Origin of the sequence: Acidovorax sp. Leaf160, assembly GCF_001424265.1 — a bacterium.
Taxonomy (GTDB): domain Bacteria; phylum Pseudomonadota; class Gammaproteobacteria; order Burkholderiales; family Burkholderiaceae_C; genus Paracidovorax.
The window spans coordinates 58999-75872 of sequence record NZ_LMOV01000028.1 but is presented as its reverse complement, the minus strand read 5'-3'; the positions used below and the strand labels follow the sequence as shown (position 1 = coordinate 75872).

General features: G+C 65.4%; 11 protein-coding genes. 10 read left to right on the top strand and 1 reads right to left on the bottom strand.

Annotated features, from left to right (window positions below; translation table 11 throughout):
* Positions 1-24 precede the first annotated feature (24 nt).
* The 8 genes from gspD to ASF94_RS18670 all read left to right on the top strand — a co-directional run bounded on the left by gspD (position 25) and on the right by ASF94_RS18670 (position 10277).
* Positions 25-2472: a type II secretion system secretin GspD gene (gene gspD, locus ASF94_RS18705; RefSeq protein ID WP_056670112.1), complete on the top strand. Its 2448-nt coding sequence runs from the start codon at positions 25-27 to the stop codon at positions 2470-2472.
* Positions 2473-2533: 61 nt separating this feature from the next.
* Complete coding sequence (locus tag ASF94_RS18700) at positions 2534-2950, top strand: hypothetical protein (RefSeq protein ID WP_156382597.1); 417 nt, start codon at positions 2534-2536, stop codon at positions 2948-2950.
* 176 nt (positions 2951-3126) lie between these two features.
* Positions 3127-4773, top strand: a complete 1647-nt coding sequence (locus ASF94_RS18695) for a hypothetical protein (RefSeq protein WP_056670106.1) — start codon at positions 3127-3129, stop codon at positions 4771-4773.
* A gap of 228 nt (positions 4774-5001) precedes the next feature.
* Positions 5002-5886: a peptidylprolyl isomerase gene (locus tag ASF94_RS18690; RefSeq protein ID WP_056670104.1), complete on the top strand. Its 885-nt coding sequence runs from the start codon at positions 5002-5004 to the stop codon at positions 5884-5886.
* A gap of 224 nt (positions 5887-6110) precedes the next feature.
* Positions 6111-6911, top strand: a complete 801-nt coding sequence (locus tag ASF94_RS18685) for an ABC transporter permease (RefSeq protein WP_056670101.1) — start codon at positions 6111-6113, stop codon at positions 6909-6911.
* Entirely contained in the window at positions 6908-8287 is a 1380-nt protein-coding gene (locus ASF94_RS18680) for an ABC transporter ATP-binding protein (protein WP_082493412.1), read from the top strand. Before ASF94_RS18685 ends, ASF94_RS18680 begins: the two co-directional genes overlap by 4 nt.
* 129 nt (positions 8288-8416) lie before the next feature.
* Positions 8417-9313: a cyclopropane-fatty-acyl-phospholipid synthase family protein gene (locus ASF94_RS18675; protein ID WP_056670098.1), complete on the top strand. Its 897-nt coding sequence runs from the start codon at positions 8417-8419 to the stop codon at positions 9311-9313.
* 106 nt (positions 9314-9419) lie between these two features.
* Positions 9420-10277, top strand: a complete 858-nt coding sequence (locus ASF94_RS18670; protein WP_056670097.1) for a bifunctional 2-polyprenyl-6-hydroxyphenol methylase/3-demethylubiquinol 3-O-methyltransferase UbiG — start codon at positions 9420-9422, stop codon at positions 10275-10277.
* A gap of 249 nt (positions 10278-10526) precedes the next feature.
* Here the strand turns inward: ASF94_RS18670 and ASF94_RS18665 are convergent, their stop codons facing one another.
* Positions 10527-14459, bottom strand: a complete 3933-nt coding sequence (locus ASF94_RS18665) for a methyltransferase domain-containing protein (protein ID WP_056670096.1) — start codon at positions 14457-14459, stop codon at positions 10527-10529.
* 127 nt (positions 14460-14586) lie between these two features.
* Here ASF94_RS18665 and ASF94_RS18660 point away from each other — a divergent pair, with 127 nt between their 5' ends.
* Together ASF94_RS18660 and ASF94_RS18655 are read left to right on the top strand one after the other, a co-directional pair.
* A complete protein-coding gene (locus tag ASF94_RS18660; RefSeq protein WP_056670093.1) occupies positions 14587-15672 on the top strand; it encodes a glycosyltransferase family 4 protein in 1086 nt (361 codons plus the stop codon).
* Complete coding sequence (locus ASF94_RS18655) at positions 15669-16787, top strand: DUF1972 domain-containing protein (protein WP_056670091.1); 1119 nt, start codon at positions 15669-15671, stop codon at positions 16785-16787. Before ASF94_RS18660 ends, ASF94_RS18655 begins: the two co-directional genes overlap by 4 nt.
* Positions 16788-16874: the final 87 nt, after the last annotated feature.

Genomic DNA, 16874 nt, shown 5'->3' with positions numbered 1-16874 from the left:
ACCGTGATGACCGGTACTTCAGACATGACCTTTCCCCGTTCCGCACTGACCGCCTTGACCTGTGCCGCGCTCGCCGCCACTGCAGCAGCGCAGTCCTCCCCAGCCATGACGGAGAGCGGCATGCCCGCGCCCGGCACGCCTGCTGGGCAAATCGTCCCTGCGCAAGCGGGTGCGCAGCCTGCTCAAGAAGAGGTGATCGAGTCGAAGCCGCGTTTCATGCGCGGCAACGATGTCGTCGTGGCTCCTGCGAAAGAGGTGCCTCCCATCACCGGTGCCCCGCTCAGCTTCAACTTCGAAGACGCGCCAGTGGCCGAGGTGGTTCGTACCCTGCTGGGCGACATCCTCAAGACGCCCTATGTGCTGCACCCGCCACTCACGGGCTCGGTCACGCTCTCCACGCGCGTGCCCATCGCGCCGGACCAAGCGGTGTTCCTGCTGGAAAGCGCCCTGCAGGCCAACGGCTTGGCCATGTTGCGCGACGCTCGGGGTACCTATCACGTGGGCAAGCCGGACCTGTTGCGCGGCATCGGCGGCACCATCCGCCAGGCCGGCAAGACCGCGCCGCTGCCACCTGGCTACGGCGCCATCATCGTTCCGCTGCAGTACATCGGCGCTGCAGAAATGGCAGCCATCCTGAAGCCCATGGTGCCTGCGGAGGCCATCATCCGGGTCGATCCCCTGCGCAATCTGCTGGTGATGGCCGGAACGCGCACGCAGGCAGAGGGCTGGCTGGACCTGGTGAACACCTTCGACGTGGATCTGCTCAAGGGCATGTCCGTCGGGATGATCCCGCTCAAGAACATCTCGATCGAAGACGTCGAAACCGCCATTCGCCTGATGACAGGCAGTGGGCTGGAGGCCGCGGGCAGCGGCGCTGCAGGTGCTACCGGCTCCGCCCGGGGCGGCTCGTCGGCCGTGGCGGCCGGCTCTGCGGGGCAGGGCGGCGCAGGCGGTCGCCAAGGGGCGGCTGCGCCTACGGGCGGGACTTTCTTCGGCGGCGTGCGCATCGTGCCAGTTGAACGCCTGAACAGCATCCTGGTGGTGACGCCCCGCGCGTCGGCGCTGGAAGAAGCGCGCCGCTGGATCGAGAAGATCGATCAGCCCATCGACAACGGTGCCGAGCCGCAGCTCTATATCTATAAGGTGCAGAACGGAAACGCCCGGCATCTGGCAGGGGTGCTGAGCGGCATCTTCGGCGGCATGGCCGGCGGCGGCGCCTCTGCCAATAGCGGCATTGCGCCAGGCTTGGGCGGCGGCTCCGGCAACTCCGGGTTCGGTAACTCCGGCTTTGGCAATTCGGGCTTCGGCAACTCCGGGTTCGGTAATTCCGGTTTTGGCAACTCGGGCTTCGGCAACTCGGGCTTCGGCAGCAGCAGCGGCTTCGGTGGCAGCAGCGCCTTCGGCAACAGGACGTCGAGCGGACAGTTCGGGCAAAACGCCAACAACACCCGCGGAACGGGCCAGGGAGCCTCCACCGCACTGATCGGCAACATCCGCGTGATGGCGGATGAGCTGAACAACTCCATCCTGGTCTGGGGGACGAAAAGCGAGTTTTCGAAGATCGAGCCGACCTTGAAGCGGCTGGATCTGCCGCCGACCCAGGTGCTGATTGATGCTTCCATTGTGGAAGTCACGCTCGACGACACACTCAACTACGGCCTGCAATGGGCGTTTAGCGGCGGGTCTGGCAGTTACGACGGCGCTGGAGTCCTGGCATCAGGAGATCTGAAAGCCCCGCCCAGCGTCACCAGTTTGAACACCATCAGTGCGAGTCAGGGGTTCACCTATTCACTCCTGAACTCTGCTGGAAACGTGCGCGTCATTCTGAACGCGTTGGCAAGCAAAGGTCTTGTCAAAATGGTGTCCAACCCCTCGTTGATGGTGTTGGACAACCATGTGGCGCAGATGTCGGTGGGCAACCAGGTCCCAGTTCCTACCAGCCTGCTACGCGACACGACCGGAGCCACTACGCAGGGGTACCAGTATCGTGACACCGGCGTGAACCTCGCGGTGACACCTTCCGTCAATGCGGGCAACCTCGTCACCATGCAGATCGATCAGACGCTGACGGACACTCTGAATATCACCAACGGGGCGGCCCAGCCCACCTTCCTTCAGCGCCAGATCGCGAGCAAGGTGGCTGTCCGCTCAGGTGAAACCGTCGTGTTGGGGGGGCTGATCAAGGATACGCAATCCAACAACAAGTCCGGCGTGCCCTTGCTCCAAGACATTCCGCTCGTGGGCAACCTGTTCAGCACCAACTCTCGGGGGGGTAATCGTACGGAACTCTTGGTGATCCTCACACCTCGAGTCGTGCGGACCGATCCGGAAATCCGCGAGGTCAGCGAAGACTTGCGGGATCGTTTGCGCGGGTTGCGCGCCGTGGAAGAGCGGAACCCGCGTTCGCAAAGTGCGAGTCCGGCTCCGGCGGCGAACCTGCCGCTTCCAATCAATCCGCTGCCGCCCCAGTGACGGTGCGATGCACCGATGCTCGGCTGGACACAACAACTGATGCAACCTTGAGGAAAAGACTATGAGAATTGCTCCCAATCGACGGATGCGCGCCGCAGCGGCGCTTACCTTTGCGTGCGTCAGCACCTTGCTGGCCGGTTGCGCTACATTCGGTGGCCCGGAAAGTGCAGTCAAGAGCCGCGCCAATGATTTCTGGCAAGCCCGCCTCGAAGGGCGGCCAGACAAGGCCTACCAATTGACGGCTCCCTCCTATCGTGAGGTGCGGGACCTGCAACAGTACCGGGTGCGCAATGCTGGCTTGGGTGCGAAGGCGGTGGAGGTGGAGCGCGTCACGTGCGAGGCAGAGCGCTGCGTCGCTCGGATCAAGATGGCGGTGGTGCCACCGATTGTGGCGATGAACATGGCCCCGATCGAGATGTATTCGGACGATGTCTGGGTGCTGGAGGATGGCAACTGGTGGCACTTCGAGGCCCCCTGACCTCGCTTGTTGCGAACGCGTTCGTGCTACTCCCCGGGCGTTGTTGCATTTCATCAACAACGCTTTTTTTTACAGTTTCTCCGATACCCTCCCCGTTCGTACGCTGTGCTAACATTCCCCGGCGTAATCAATCGTGGTAGTTGCGCTTACCAACTTTTTTAACTGGAGTTCCTTGTATGAAGAAAAATGTTCTGGCTCTGAGCATTGCTGCCATGATTGGTGGCCTGGGCCTGGCAGGTACCGCTTCGGCTGACGTCATCCGCACTGGCGGCGGTCTGACTGCTGCCAACGCTACGACGCTGCGTATCTCTGACGCTGGCGTGGGTCACAACCTGCTGGTGCCATACTTCAACGCTCAAAACAACAACATGAGCGTGTTCCACGTGGTGAACACCGACACCTCCAACGGCAAGGCCGTGAAGGTGCGTTTCCGCAGCGCTTCCAACTCCGACGATATTCTTGACTTCCAACTGTTCCTGTCGCCCGGCGACGTGTGGACGGCTGCTGTGACGCAAGGCTCCGACGGCGTGGCGCAAATCACCACGGCTGACAACAGCTGCACGGTGCCTGCACTGACGAAGAACGTGCCCCAGCGTTTTGTGACCGACCGTCTGAACTCCAGCCTGGTCGCCAGCGACAAGGCTAACCAGACCCGTGAAGGTTATGTCGAGCTGTTCAGCATGGCTGACATTCCTGTCAACACGACCGGTACCGCTGCTGCTCCTACCCTGTACCAAGCTATCAAGCACGTGAACGGCGTTGCTCCTTGCTCGGTGGCCGGCTCCGCCGCTCGCACGCTGCTGGATCGCGTTGCTTCCACGAACTACACGGCTGCAAACGTTGGTACGTCGGGTTTCAACACGCCTACGACTGGCCTGATGGGTGACTGGTACATCCTGAACATCCCACAAACCACGACGTTCTCGGGCGCTTCCACCTCGGTGGTTGCAGTTGACGGTGCCGGCAATGCCGCGCGCGGCAACTTCGTGCACTTCCCACAACTGAGCACGCCAGTTGGCAACGTGGACCGTTACACCGCTGACCCTCTGTTCCGTACGGACGCACGTCCTGCCAACGGTTCGGACTACGGCACCACGGCTGTGAGCCAGGTTCTGAAGGCTGCGTTCTATGACCTGCCTGACATGTCTACGCCTTACGTTGCAGTGGACGCAACCGCAGCCACGTCTCCTCTGACGCAAGCTGCTGAACTGACGCGCGCTCTGGCTGCTACGTCGATCACCAACCAGTACGCTACCGACGCGGCCATCACGGCCAAGACGGACTGGGTGTTCTCGATGCCTACCCGTCGCTACAGTGTGGCTGCCAACTACGCAGCTGGCCTGAACGGCGCTAACTACCGCCTGTTCTCGCGTCTGGCTACTGGCACCACCGGCGTCACCGCGATCGACTGGTTCCGTCCTGGCAACACCAGCGTGGACTCCGTGGGTAACATCTGCGTGGCTTCCGACGGTCAAACGTTCCTGGATCGTGAAGAAGGCGGCCAACCTGGCCAAGGCCCAATCTTCTCGCCAGGCACGCCTACCGCCGGCTTCGCCTTCTGCGGCGAAACCAGCGTGCTGGCATTCAAGGACTCGGGCGCTTCGGTGCTGGGTGGCAACGTTGCACGTCAGACCCTGACGTCCGGCTTCGCTGAAAATGGCTGGGGCGTGATGGACACCACCAACGGCGGCCCTGGCCTGCCAGTGCTGGGCTCCTCGTTCCAGAAGCTGACGAACGGCAGCGTGGCAAACGGCGTGTCTGGCAACTTCGGCATCACTTGGCCTCACCGCTTCACGCGTTTCGTGGCTCCTGTGCAGGAGTAATCATTTAGTTGCCCTGTCAGGGCACTAAATCGCTGTTAAGCGAATCGAAAGGCGGGGTTTTCCCCGCCTTTTTTCATTTCTCTTTTCAACTATTGCTCGATGAATTCATCTATGCCTTGTGGTCGGCGGTTGCTCCCGAGCGCCGCTATTTTCTTGGTGTGCTTGGTGGGCACTTCTGCCTCGGTGGCGCAGCATGGTTCTAGCGGCACGGTGCCTGTCTCTGGTCATATGACCTCGCAGGCCCCCGCCGCACTACAAGCTGCGCCAGGAACCGAACAGCTTGCTTCAGCCTTGGTTCGCGGCGGCTCCATCACCATCAGCGATCGTGACGTGCTGATTGACTCCAGAGAGCGCATTCCTCCCGAGACACGCGATCAAGTCCTGTCGCGCTCTGCGAATGTGTCACAGATTGCCGGTAACTTGTATGCACGGCGTGCCATGGCCGCTGAGGCTGAAGCCGCTGGCCTTGCCAACACGCCTGAGATGCAGGCTGCGCTCCGCATTGCACGGGACCGCATCCTGTCCGATGCCTGGCTTGCCCGCATCGACGCGCAGCACCAGATCACAGACGCGGCTGCGGAGAAGCTCGCCCGCAATGTCTACCGGGCCGAGCCGAACCGGTTCATGAACAAGGAGCAGGTGCGCGTTCGCCACATCTTGTTTGCAGGCACGACGCCGGAGTCTCGCGCCCAAGCAGAAAAGTTGCTGGACGAACTCAAGGCCGGGGCTGACTTCGCCAAGCTCGCTGAAGCCAGCTCTGCGGACAAGTCCAGCGCCGCCCGCGGTGGAGACCTGGGCTTCTTTCAGACCGGCCGCATGGTGCCCGCTTTCGAGCAAGCCGCTTTTGCATTGGAAAAGCCCGGCCAGTTGAGTGGTGTGGTGGAAACGCAGTTCGGCTACCACGTGATGAAGCTCGAAGAGCGCAAGCCAGCCGGGGTACGGCCCTTTGAAGAAGTGCGTGAGGATCTGATCAAGGAGATCCGCGCCAATGTTACGCAGCAGGCGCGCGCGGAGGAAGCACAGCGCTTGCAGCAAGGGATGCAGATCGACAAGGAGGCGATCAATGCGTTCTCTGCCGGTTTCAAACCTACCGACGTGCCGATCAAGCCGTAAGGGTCGAGCGCTAGAGACGGCGCGCTACCATGCTCTCATCTCGGGCCGCCACAGGGCGGCCCTTTTTCGTGGGCCGTGAGGCGGTATCGCTAGCCCATTAGGGTGGAATCGGTCCCACTTCGGCGCGCCGAATCCCGAGTTACAGAACGGTAAGAACAGGGTTTAAGCTACCCAGCTTTCGCCAGTGATGTCATGGGGGAGTTGCCCCCAACAATTGTGATTGCATGCAGACTCTTTTGAACGAATGCCGCGCTGTTTTCAGCGCGCGCGCCCTGGTGTGGGTGCTGACCCGGCGCGAAGTCGCCGCGCGGCACGCCGGCACGGCCGTGGGCATCTTGTGGCCCTATCTTCAGCCGCTCCTCACGGTGGCGGCCTATTACCTGGTGTTCGACATCGTGTTCTCCATGCGTCTTCAAGACGGTGGCGTACCGCATGCGGTGGGCACCTTCCTCGTGGTGGGCGCCTTGCCCTGGATGGCCTTCTGCGACGCGGTCTCGCGGGGCATGAACAGTCTCATCGAGGCGGGCGGCATGCTGCAGAAGAATCCGCTGCCGCCAGTGCTCTTCACCACCCGGGCGGTGCTCGCCAGCTGCGTGATCTATGGCCCCATCCTGGCGCTGGTCACCTTGGCCTACACGCCGCTGCATGGCTTCAAGCTGCCGGTGGTCGGGTTGCTGCCGTTGATGGCCGGGCAATTGCTGCTCAGTGTGTTGCTCGGCTATCTGCTGGCCATCTTGGCAGCTGCCCTGCGTGATACGGTGCAGATCGTCGGCTTTCTGCTCTCGGTGGGTATCTATCTCACGCCCATCCTGTTCCCGCTGTCCATGTTTCCGGAAGCCTGGCGCTGGGTGCTGTGGCTCAACCCGATGACGGCGCTCGTCATCGGCTACCAACAGGTGCTGCTGCAGGGGGCGTGGCCTCCCGCGGCAGTGTGGATGGCGCTCGGGGTCTGGCTGGCCGTGCTCGCACTGGCTTTGAACGTGGTGGTGCGGCGCAGCCGGGACCAACTGGTGGATTGGCTATGAACGAGGCAGCAGTGAAGACCATTGCGCAACTGCAGGCGGGTAGTGCCAGTGCCGGTGACGGTGCCGGTGCCAGCCAGGCCGCAGGTCCCGATCTGAACGAGACCGTGCTCAAGGTGAGCCAGGTCAGCAAGGAATACAAGCTGTACCCGTCACCGCGTGCGCGCCTGCGGGCCTTGGTGACCGGGAAGGCGACGCACCGCAGCCACTGGGCGCTTCGCGACGTGTCCTTCGAGCTGCGCCGGGGCCAGTGCATCGGCGTGGTGGGCGACAACGGCGCGGGCAAGAGTTCGCTGTTGAAGTTGCTGGCGGGCACGCTGCAGCCTTCCACGGGCACCATCGAACGCGTTGGCCGTGTGACGGCGATTCTGGAACTGGGTGCCGGCTTCCACCCGGACTTCAGCGGGCGCGACAACCTGTACTTCGGCGGCAGCCTGATCGGCATCGACCATGACGAAATGGCCCGGCTGGAGCCGGAGATCATCGAGTTCTGCGAGCTGGGCGAAGCGCTCGACCGGCCGGTGAAGACTTACTCGTCGGGCATGGCCGTGCGGCTGGCCTTCGCGCTGGTGACCGCCGTGCAGCCTGACGTGCTGATCATCGACGAGGCGCTGGCCGTGGGCGACCAACACTTCCAGAAGAAGTGCATCGAACGCATCATGGCGTTCCGCAACAACGGCTGCACCATTCTGTTTTGCTCGCACAGCCCCTATCACATCCGGCACCTGTGCGATGCGGCGATCTGGCTGAAGGCTGGGCATGTCGAGCAGTTTGGCGATACCGAGCCCGTCCTGGCGGCTTACGACCTGCACACGCGGGAGCGCCAGGCCAAGGAGCAGCAAGCGCTGGAAGCGGCGCAGCAACCCGTGGCAGCCCCGGCGGCTGGTGAAACGCCGTTTGCTCAGGATGCGGAGGTGGACCCTGCCGTGGCTGCAGACCCACCACAGCCGGTGGCGGCCGTGGATGGGGGCGCGGCCTGCCTGCTGTCGGTCGAGGTGAAGGACCTGGGCGAGCCGGAAGGCAGCCAGCCCGCCGTGCTCCACAGCATGGACCTGGTGGTCACGATCACTGCGCGTGGCCGGGGCAACGAGCGCCCCCACATCGGCTTCATGATCGAGCAGTCGAAGGGGGTCGGCATCACCTCGCTCGCCACGCACGAAGACGGCGCCGTGCCCCGGCAGCTGCCGGACGGCACCTGGCAGTCGGTGCTCACCTTTCCCGACCTGCCGCTGCACAGCGGAGACTACGTCATCAGCGCCTTCCTGTTCGATGAAACCGGGCTGGCGGTGTACGACGAGTGGTTTCAGTTCAAGCACTTCCGCTTCATCTTTCCCAAGCCGCTGCCGGGTCTGGTGCGGTTGCCGCATCACTGGGCGTGATGCACGGGCGGAGCGCGGCGGTGCGCTGCCGGTGCCGCGCAGGCACCGCTGCGCCCGGTGGCTCCGGCGCCCGCCCTCTGACCGCCTTCGTCCATTCGACGCGGCCTCGCCAAGGATAATGACGCTCCCATGACAATGACATCCCCCCCATCCCACGGCAGTTCCGGCGCGCAGTTGCTGGAAGAAGGCCGCCAGCTGCTGGCGCAAGGCGACCGCGCCGGCGCCGCCCAAGTGCTGACCCGCGCGCGCGCCGACCGCAGCGCGCTGCTGGAAGCCCATGCGCTGATCGAAGAGCATGCCCTGGTGGGCTCGTTCACCAACATGACCGGGCTGGATTGCCGCATCTCGCCCAGCGACGACATCTTTCACTTCTTCGCCGGCCACCCCTCCAGCCTGAATCCGCTGCGCGATTATTTCGCCGACGGCTGGCGCACCCTGTCCGAGCTGATGCTGCTGCTGGAGGCGGTGGACCGTCCCTTGCTGCGCACCCCGCGCGTGCTGGAATTCGCCAGCGGCCATGGCCGCTTCACCCGCCACCTTGTCAAGGCCCTGGGGGCGCCGCGGGTGACGGTGTCTGACGTGGTGCCGAGCGCGGTGGAGTTCGCGCGTGACACGTTCGGCGTCGAGGGATTCCCGTCGGCCAGCCGGCCGGAGGACGTGCGTTGGCCGGGGCAGTACGACCTGGTGTTCGTGCTGTCCCTGTTCAGCCACCTGCCACGCAGCACCTGGTCGCGCTGGCTGCGCGTGCTGCAGGACGCGGTGGCGCCGGGCGGGTTGCTGGTGTTCAGCACGCACGGCGTGAAGGCAGCCGATTTCGACAGCGTGACGCTCGATGCTGAAGGGTTCTTTTTCGCCCCATCGAGCGAATCGAATGCGATCGATGCCCACGAATACGGCACGGCGTTCACGTCCGAGGCTTTCGTTCTCAAGGAAATCGCGGAGGTGTGGGGACCGGATGCCCTCCAGCACCATGCGTTGGTGCATTTCTGGAACCACCAGGACGCCTACGTCCTGCGCAAGGCCTAAGCCCCATGCGGCAAGCCTTGGCTGCCGCTGCTGCTGCCGCCTCTTCTGCTGTCGCGGTGCCGATGGCCGAAGCCGAGCCCGTAGATCTTCGACCAAGGAAACACGCATGAACTGGATGTTGCGCCTGCAGGAAAAGCTCTGGGGCATCGCCCCCTGGGACGCCAAGCAGATCACCGACGAATGGTTTCGCGCGCACTTCGACTATGCGTCCGACGTGGTCCACCACTGGGTCGGCAGTGCGCTCGATCTGCGCACTGCGAAGCTGCTCAACTTCGGCTGCGGCGACGGCATCACCGACCTGTCCCTGGTGCTGCGGCATGGCGCCACGTCCATCCACGGCGTGGACATTCGCCAGGAATACGCCAAGCTGCCCCGCATCGCACGGGAACAGCTCGGCATGTCGCGCATTCCGGCCGCGCTGACGTTCGAGACCATCCCGCCGGGCGCGCCGCTGGCGGGCCGGCGTCCGCTGGTGGACGGGATCATGAGCTGGTCCACATTCGAGCATGTGCAGCGCGACCAGCTGCTGCCGATCCTGAAGGATCTCCACGCCTGCCTGCGCCCTGGCGGCTTCTTCTTCATCCAGATCGAGCCACTGTTCTACTCGCCTTATGGCTCCCACCTGCGCCGCTACGACGAGGTGCCCTGGCACCACCTGTTGACCAGCGAGGAAGCCCTGTGGAAGGTGATCGAAGACCACGACGGCCCCATCGATGCGGCCGAGGTGGACTTCGGTTTTGCCGACTTCGGTGTGGACGGCTACAAGCGCTTCGTGTTCAAGGAGTACCAAGCGCTCAACCGGCTCACGGCAGACGAATTGGTCGAGTTCACCGCAGCGGCGGGCTTCCACGTGGTGCGGCAGGAACGCCGGAACGTGGAAATGGAGATTCCCGCAGAGCTGCGCGGCCGGTATCCCGACGAATGGTTGCTCAACAACGAGATCTTCCTGCTGCTCAGCAAGTAGGGCGCAGCAATCGGGGCAGTGCGGGCGCCGTCGGCGGCGTGCCGAAGGCGGGCCGTTATGGACCCTGCGTGCTAGTGGAGGGCACTGCCATTCCGCTGAAAACCATAGCAGCTTGCGCTGGCAGGATCGAGGTTTGGCAACGTTGCGGGCTTCGTGTGCCCACTGATCGCGGGCGTATAGCTACAGAATAGATAGCAATCGGGCCGTGGCGCCGGCACCGGCTCCGGCCGCCGGCCCGGGCCGCCCAGGTCAGCGCTGAAGCCAGCTCTTGACGCGCCGACGCCAGTGCGGCGGGACCTGTTGCGCCACCTTGCGCAGCAACGGCAGCGACCGCAGGAACACGATGGCATCCAGCACGCCGGACTTGGCGTGGTCGGCGGCAGTGGGCTGCGCCACGAAACGTTCCAGCTCGCCGGGCGCGAACAGCTGGCCTGCGCCGGGCTCGCTGGCCACAGGGCGGGTCAGGCCTTGCAGATAGTGCGACTCGTAGTGCCAGTCGGGCGCGTCCATCGGCGGCAGCGGCTGGGGCTGCGTGTGCGCCAACGAAGGGGCTTCTCCCGTGACGAAGTGGGCGTTGCGCATCGCGAGGAAGGTGTCGACCCACTCCTTGGGCTGCTGATCCCAGTCGCAGATCCAGCTCCAGGGGCGCCCGGCGACGCGCTCCGCGAACGCGCCGAGGTCTCCCACGGCGACCGGCAGGCCTGCCTGCAGGGCAGCGCTCAGCGTGTAGCTGTAGGTCTCGGGCCACTGGGCGGGGAACCACGCCAGGTCGGGCTGCAGCCATTCGATCAGGCCGGGCAGGTCTTCTTCCGCGTAGCCGCCATGCACCGTGAGTCGTGCCCGCGGCTGGGTCTGCAGCTGACGGTAGGCGAAACCGATCAGATGGAATTCGATGGGCACCTTGCGCCGTGCGGCCTCCATCGCCACCGCTTCCAGCACGTCCGCCCCCTTGATGGCGCTCAAAGCCCCGATCACCACGATCTTCAGCGATGCCTGGGCGGGTACGAGCCGCGGCGCCGGCAAAGGCAGCGAGGCCACGTCGGTGACGTCGGTGTGCGGAATCGGCAGCACCGTCACCGCCGGCGCAAAAGCGGCGATGCGCCGTGCCGTGTCATGGCTGGGCGCCAGCACATGCCGCGCGCCCACCAGCAGCCGTGCATTGGCCGCGCGCCAGTGGGCGACGTTGCCGTGCGAGGGCGCGCCCATGTCGGGCGGGCAGCAGCCGCACTGGCCGGGGCCCAGCTCTTCGACGTACCGGTCCTTCGTGCCGGTGAGGGTGATGTGGGTGCAGTAGCTGAAGTAGTCGTGCGCGGTGAAGTCGTACGTTACGTTCAGCAGGTGGGGCAGGTCGCGAATGATCGGGTCGTGCCCGAGCAGGTGGTGGAAATGCACGTGGCCTACGCCAAGACGGCGCAACACGTCGAGCAATTCCGCCTGCTGGCTGCCCGACTGGAACGTCAGTTCGAAGCCTTCCTCCTTGCGCGCGAAGCGCAGCACCACGGTGTATCCCGGCCCGGGTGTGAGGGTGAGCAGCACCGCCTTGTCCGCCAGATGGGCGGCCAGTTCACGCACATGGCGCACCGTGCCTCCGGCGCGGTCATGCAGCACGTTCAGGATGACGGGCAAGCCCGACTCCACGATGCGTGCCACGTCCAGCGCCAGGCGGTAGGGGCGGGCCGGGTCGGCCTGCACGAAGGCATGCACGTCCCGTGCGTACTGCGGGTGCAGGCGTGCCAGCGTGGCCATGGCGGCCTGCTCGCGCGGGCTCTTGCTGTCGCCGAAGCTCACGCCCCCGGTGTGCAGCACGAAGGTGTCGAGCAAATGCAGGTTGCGCCAGCCGGCCTGCGCAGCGCGCTGGCAGAAGTCGTTTTCCTCGCCGTAGCCCTTGCCGAAATTCTCGGTATCGAAGAGGCCCACGTGCTGGAGGCTGTCGCGCCGGATGTACATGCAGAAACCCACGCCGGTCGGCACGTCCACCACGGCGCCCGGGTGGGTACGCGCGCAGAGCGCGTCGATGCGCGCCGTGTCGTAGCCCGGGGGCCGGGCGTTGTCCTTGCAGAACTCGGGGTAGCTGCAGATCGTCGCATTGGTGGAAAACGGGGTGACCGATGCGATGCGCAGATCGCCATAGGCGGCTGCACGGATGCGGTCGAGCCAGTCGTTGGCGACTTCGGTGTCGCTGTTGAGCAGCAGCACGTCGTGGCTGTCGCTGAGCGCCATCCCCCGGTTCACCGTGCCGACGAAGCCCAGGTTCTCGGGGTTCTCCAGCAGCAGGATGCGGCTGTCTTGCGCAGCGCGGTCGCGCAGCCACTGCGTGACCTCGGGCTCAGGGCTGCAGTCGTTGATGACGACGAGCCGGTAGGGCACGCGCACCGGGCTGGCCAGCACCGAGTCGATGCACAGCTGCGTGTCGGCCAGGCCTCGGTAGACGGGCACGATGACGTCCACCGGATGGTCGGGTGGCGTGATCCGCTGCGCAGCCGGCGCCGTCGACACGGCGGTGTGGGCCGCCGCCTGGGCGGCAGCGTCGGGGTGGGGGCCACGGCCGCGCCAGTAATCGATGTGCTTTTTCATGCGGGCCACGGGGCGGCTGAGACGGTAGACGGCGGAGTTCTCCACGGCTTTCACCGTGTCCACCAATTGGGCGTATTCCTGCTGCAGCCGGGTGCGCTCGCGTTCCACGTTGGACAGGGCGCCGCGCAGGTGGGCGATTTCGCGCTGTTCGCCAGCGTGCAGATTGCGGGTCTCGGCGGCCAGGGTGCGTTCTTTTTCAACCAGCGATTCGAGCTTGTGGCGCTCCTTCGCCTGCAGGGCTTCGGCGTCCATCAGGGCCTGGTGCTTGGCTGCCATCTGCTCGTGCAGTTCGCGCAGGGTGGCGTCGCGGTCCTGCACGACGGTCTGAGCGTGGTGCAGTTCGTCGCCCAGCTCGGCCACGCGGCGCTGGAGCGGCTGCACGCTTCCAGCCAGGGTCAGATAGTCCGCCGACATCGGCCATCCCAGGTCCACGGCCAGTGCGCCGCCGTTGGCCAGGGCCAGCGCTTGCGCGGGCACGGGCAGCTCCAGCCAGGGGTCGTCCCCCGTCAGCAGCAGCAGCGCGGCGGCGGCCACCGCCGGCAGCATGTCGCCCCCGACGATCTGCTGGTGCGCGGCGGATTCCAGCAGCGGCCGTGCGCCCTGCCCGGCTTGCCACGACCACAGGGTGTCGCCCGCAGCGTTGGTCAGCACCATGCCATGCAGATGGATGAAGCCAGGGCGATCGGCCGGGTCGAAGCGGATCTGCGTGAAAGGCCGCTCGCTGGATTGCGCAGGCAGGGAAAAACGCAGCACCTGCCGTGTCAGGCCGATCCGGCCGACGGCCGAGCGCTTGTCGTCTTCTTCGTAATGCCCATCGCGGCCCAGGTAGAGCTGCGCGGTGAAGCCGGCGCCGGCGCTCTCGGGGCCGATGGCCCGGGCCTCGACCTGCACGGCATGGTGGTTGTCGACCACGGCCTCGACCGGGTGCGCCTCGACGATGAACTGGTAGGTGAGGGCGTCGGGCGTGCCGAGCAGGTAGCGCGCCGCGGCGGGCGGCAGCTGGTCGAAGGCGACGCGGAATTCGGATTCGGGCAGTTCGCGCTGGATGGTGTCCAGCGACTTCACCGCCCAACGCTCTTCGCCCAGGAAGCGGCCGAGCGAGCGGCGGGTGAAGAAGCGCAGGTGGGTGCGGTCCAGCAGGCCTTCTTCGCGGTAGAGGAACTCGCCCTGCGACAGCTCGCCGATCAGCCCGGCGTATGCGGCGTTGGGCACCGAGATCAGCACCCGCCCGCCGTCCTTCAGCAGCGACCGGCACTGGGCCAGCACGCGTTCTGGCTGGCGCAGGTGTTCCAGCACGTCTGCGCAGACGATGACGTCGTAGCGCTGTGTGCCGAACATCGAAATCAGGTCGCAGCTTTCCAGGTCGGCCACCTCGACCTGGTCGTAGTGGGGCCGCGCCATCCGGGCTTCGGTTTCGCTCCAGGTCACCCCGTCGCTGGTGCAGTCCCGGGTTTCCTGGAGGTAGCGGCCCAGCGAACCGCTGCCGCAGCCCAGGTCAAGCACGCGCGAACCACGCTCAATGAGGCCTGCCAGCACGGAAAGAGAGGTGCGCTCACCGGAATCGATGGTGCGCAGATAGATGTGCTGGTCCTTGGCGTTTTGAGTCATGGGGCGCGATTATGACGAATGCATTGCAGGCAACGCCCCATCGGCAGGGCAGCGCTTCGCCGTGTGGAGCGGGTCCTGCTAGCCTTGATAATCCCACCCGAGCGCTTCCCCCCGACCCCAAGGCCCGATGATCGTATTTGCCCACCTGCTGAATGACCGTTCCGGAAGTCCGCGGGTGCTGCTCAGCGTGATGGGGGCGCTCAAGGGTGTCGATCCTGACCACCTGCTGTATCTGGGGGAGGGCGGCGACGGATTCCTCGGCGAAGCCGTGCCTGGCGCGCGTCGCTATCCCTACCGCCGCCACTCCAGAAGATGGGCGACCCTCTGGGCCTATCTCGGCAGCCAGTGGAGCCTGCTGCGCCTGCTGCGCAAGGCGCGCGATATCGACACGGACGCCGTGATCTACGTCAACACCCTGCTGCCTTTCGCTGCCGCGATGTTCGGACGGCTCACCGGGCGGCGCGTGGTGTGCCATCTGCACGAAGCCTCCATGCGGCCGCGGCTGCTGCAATGGTTCCTGCTGCGCACCGCGCTGTGGAGCGCGGACCGCGTCATCTGCGTGTCGGATTTCCAGAAGCAGGCCCTGGGCGTGGCGGGGGCGCTGGTCGTGCCCAACGCCGTGGAGCCGGATCTCTACGCGACCGGCTTGCGCCACGGCTATACCGCCCGACGCGGCGCAGTCTTTCGGGTCTGCATGCTCTGCTCGCTGCGCGATTACAAGGGTGTGCCGGAGTTGCTTCGCCTGGCGCATCAACTGGCCGACCGGCCGGACATCGAATTCGAGTTGGTCGTCAGCGACGAAGCCCCGGCGGTGAGTGCCTATTTCGCGGACCGAGACCGTCCCGCCAATCTCGTCCTGACCCAGGGCCTGACGGACGCATCGATCGCCTACGCCCGTGCCAGTGTGGTGGTGAACCTGTCGCGGGTGGACCTGTGCGAAGAGACGTTCGGCCTGACCTTGCTGGAGGCGATGGCGTTCGGCATCCCGGTGATCGCTCCGCCCGTGGGAGGCCCGGCGGAGCTGGTGCAGCACGGTGTGCAGGGCTACCTGGTGGACTCACGCAACGCGGACGCGTTGCGGCAGTCGGTTCTGGCGCTGGCGGGCGATGAGGCGCTCTGCATGCAGATGTCGCATGCGGGCCGTGCCGTGGCGCGGCGTCTGTCGCCCCATGCATTCCAGGCCGCGATCCGCCGTGCGGTCCTCGTACCATGAGCCCCACCGTGTCGCACCGGACGGAAGCTGGGGAGCGCCGCCGCAAGATCATGATCGTGGGTTGCGCCGGAGTGCCCGCTGCCTACGGCGGATTCGAAACACTGGCGGAAAACCTGGTGGTCTACAGCGAGCGCTCGGCCCTGCCCGTCGAGCTGACCGTGTTCTGCGGGGAGCCGCTTCCGTTGGACCGGCCCGACCAGTTCCACGGGGCCCGGCTGCGCTATCTGCCGCTGAAGGCCAACGGTTTGTCGAGCATTCCCTATGACCTGTGGTCACTGGCGGTCGCTGCCCGCGAGCGTGCGGATGCCGTGTTGGTACTGGGCGTGTCCGGTGCCATCGGCCTGGGCCTGATGCGCCTGCTGACGCGCACGCGGATCGTGACCAACATCGATGGCATCGAATGGCGACGAGCCAAGTGGGGCCGACTCGCGCGCACCTTCCTGCGCTGGTCCGAATGGGCGGCCGTGCACTGGTCGCATGAGGTCGTGGCGGACAACGAGGCCGTGGCCGAACATGTCAGGTCGCGCTACGGCGTGTCGTGCACGGTGATCGCCTATGGCGGCGATCACGCCATGGCCGTCCCGGCCACCCCCTATCCGCGGCCCCTCCCCGATGGCTACGCGCTGGCTCTCTGCCGCATCGAGCCCGAGAACAATGTGGAGATGATCCTGGAAGCCTATGCGCGGCTGCCGGATCGGCCGCTGGTCTTCATCGGCAACTGGAACGCGAGCGAATTCGGCCGCACGGTGCGGTCGAGATACCGGCACTGCGCGAATATCTCCCTGCACGACCCGGAGTACGACCTGGGAGCGTTGCGGACGCTGCGCGCAGGCGCCTGCCTGTATCTGCATGGGCACTCCGCCGGAGGCACCAATCCTTCGCTGGTGGAGATGATGCACTTCGGCGTGCCCGTGCTGGCTTTCGATTGCGCGTTCAATCGCCACACGACCCACGAGGCCGCGTTGTTCTTCCAGACGGCTGAGGACGTGGTGCAGCAAGTCCGCGCCCTCACACCGCAAAGGGCGGCAGCGGTGGGCGGGCAGATGGCGCAGATCGCGGTGTCCGACTACACGTGGACGAGCATTGGCGGCCGATACTTCCGCGCGCTGATGTGATGCGGCGGTCGCAGATCTCCTCTGCATCTGTAACTCCTGCCTGTTTTGGTGCGCGCTTTCTGGCGCCTACGCTGCACCCGCCCGGTT

What these genes read in the sequence shown, in the direction of transcription:
- ASF94_RS18700 (WP_156382597.1), top strand. Translation starts at nt 2,534, where the DNA reads ATGAGAATTGCTCCCAATCGACGGATGCGCGCCGCAGCGGCGCTTACC.
- ASF94_RS18680 (WP_082493412.1), top strand. Translation starts at nt 6,908, where the DNA reads ATGAACGAGGCAGCAGTGAAGACCATTGCGCAACTGCAGGCGGGTAGT.
- ASF94_RS18695 (WP_056670106.1), top strand. Translation starts at nt 3,127, where the DNA reads ATGAAGAAAAATGTTCTGGCTCTGAGCATTGCTGCCATGATTGGTGGC.
- ASF94_RS18690 (WP_056670104.1), top strand. Translation starts at nt 5,002, where the DNA reads ATGACCTCGCAGGCCCCCGCCGCACTACAAGCTGCGCCAGGAACCGAA.
- ASF94_RS18675 (WP_056670098.1), top strand. Translation starts at nt 8,417, where the DNA reads ATGACAATGACATCCCCCCCATCCCACGGCAGTTCCGGCGCGCAGTTG.
- gspD (WP_056670112.1), top strand. Translation starts at nt 25, where the DNA reads ATGACCTTTCCCCGTTCCGCACTGACCGCCTTGACCTGTGCCGCGCTC.
- ASF94_RS18670 (WP_056670097.1), top strand. Translation starts at nt 9,420, where the DNA reads ATGAACTGGATGTTGCGCCTGCAGGAAAAGCTCTGGGGCATCGCCCCC.
- ASF94_RS18655 (WP_056670091.1), top strand. Translation starts at nt 15,669, where the DNA reads ATGAGCCCCACCGTGTCGCACCGGACGGAAGCTGGGGAGCGCCGCCGC.
- ASF94_RS18665 (WP_056670096.1), bottom strand. Translation starts at nt 14,459, where the DNA reads ATGACTCAAAACGCCAAGGACCAGCACATCTATCTGCGCACCATCGAT.
- ASF94_RS18660 (WP_056670093.1), top strand. Translation starts at nt 14,587, where the DNA reads ATGATCGTATTTGCCCACCTGCTGAATGACCGTTCCGGAAGTCCGCGG.
- ASF94_RS18685 (WP_056670101.1), top strand. Translation starts at nt 6,111, where the DNA reads ATGCAGACTCTTTTGAACGAATGCCGCGCTGTTTTCAGCGCGCGCGCC.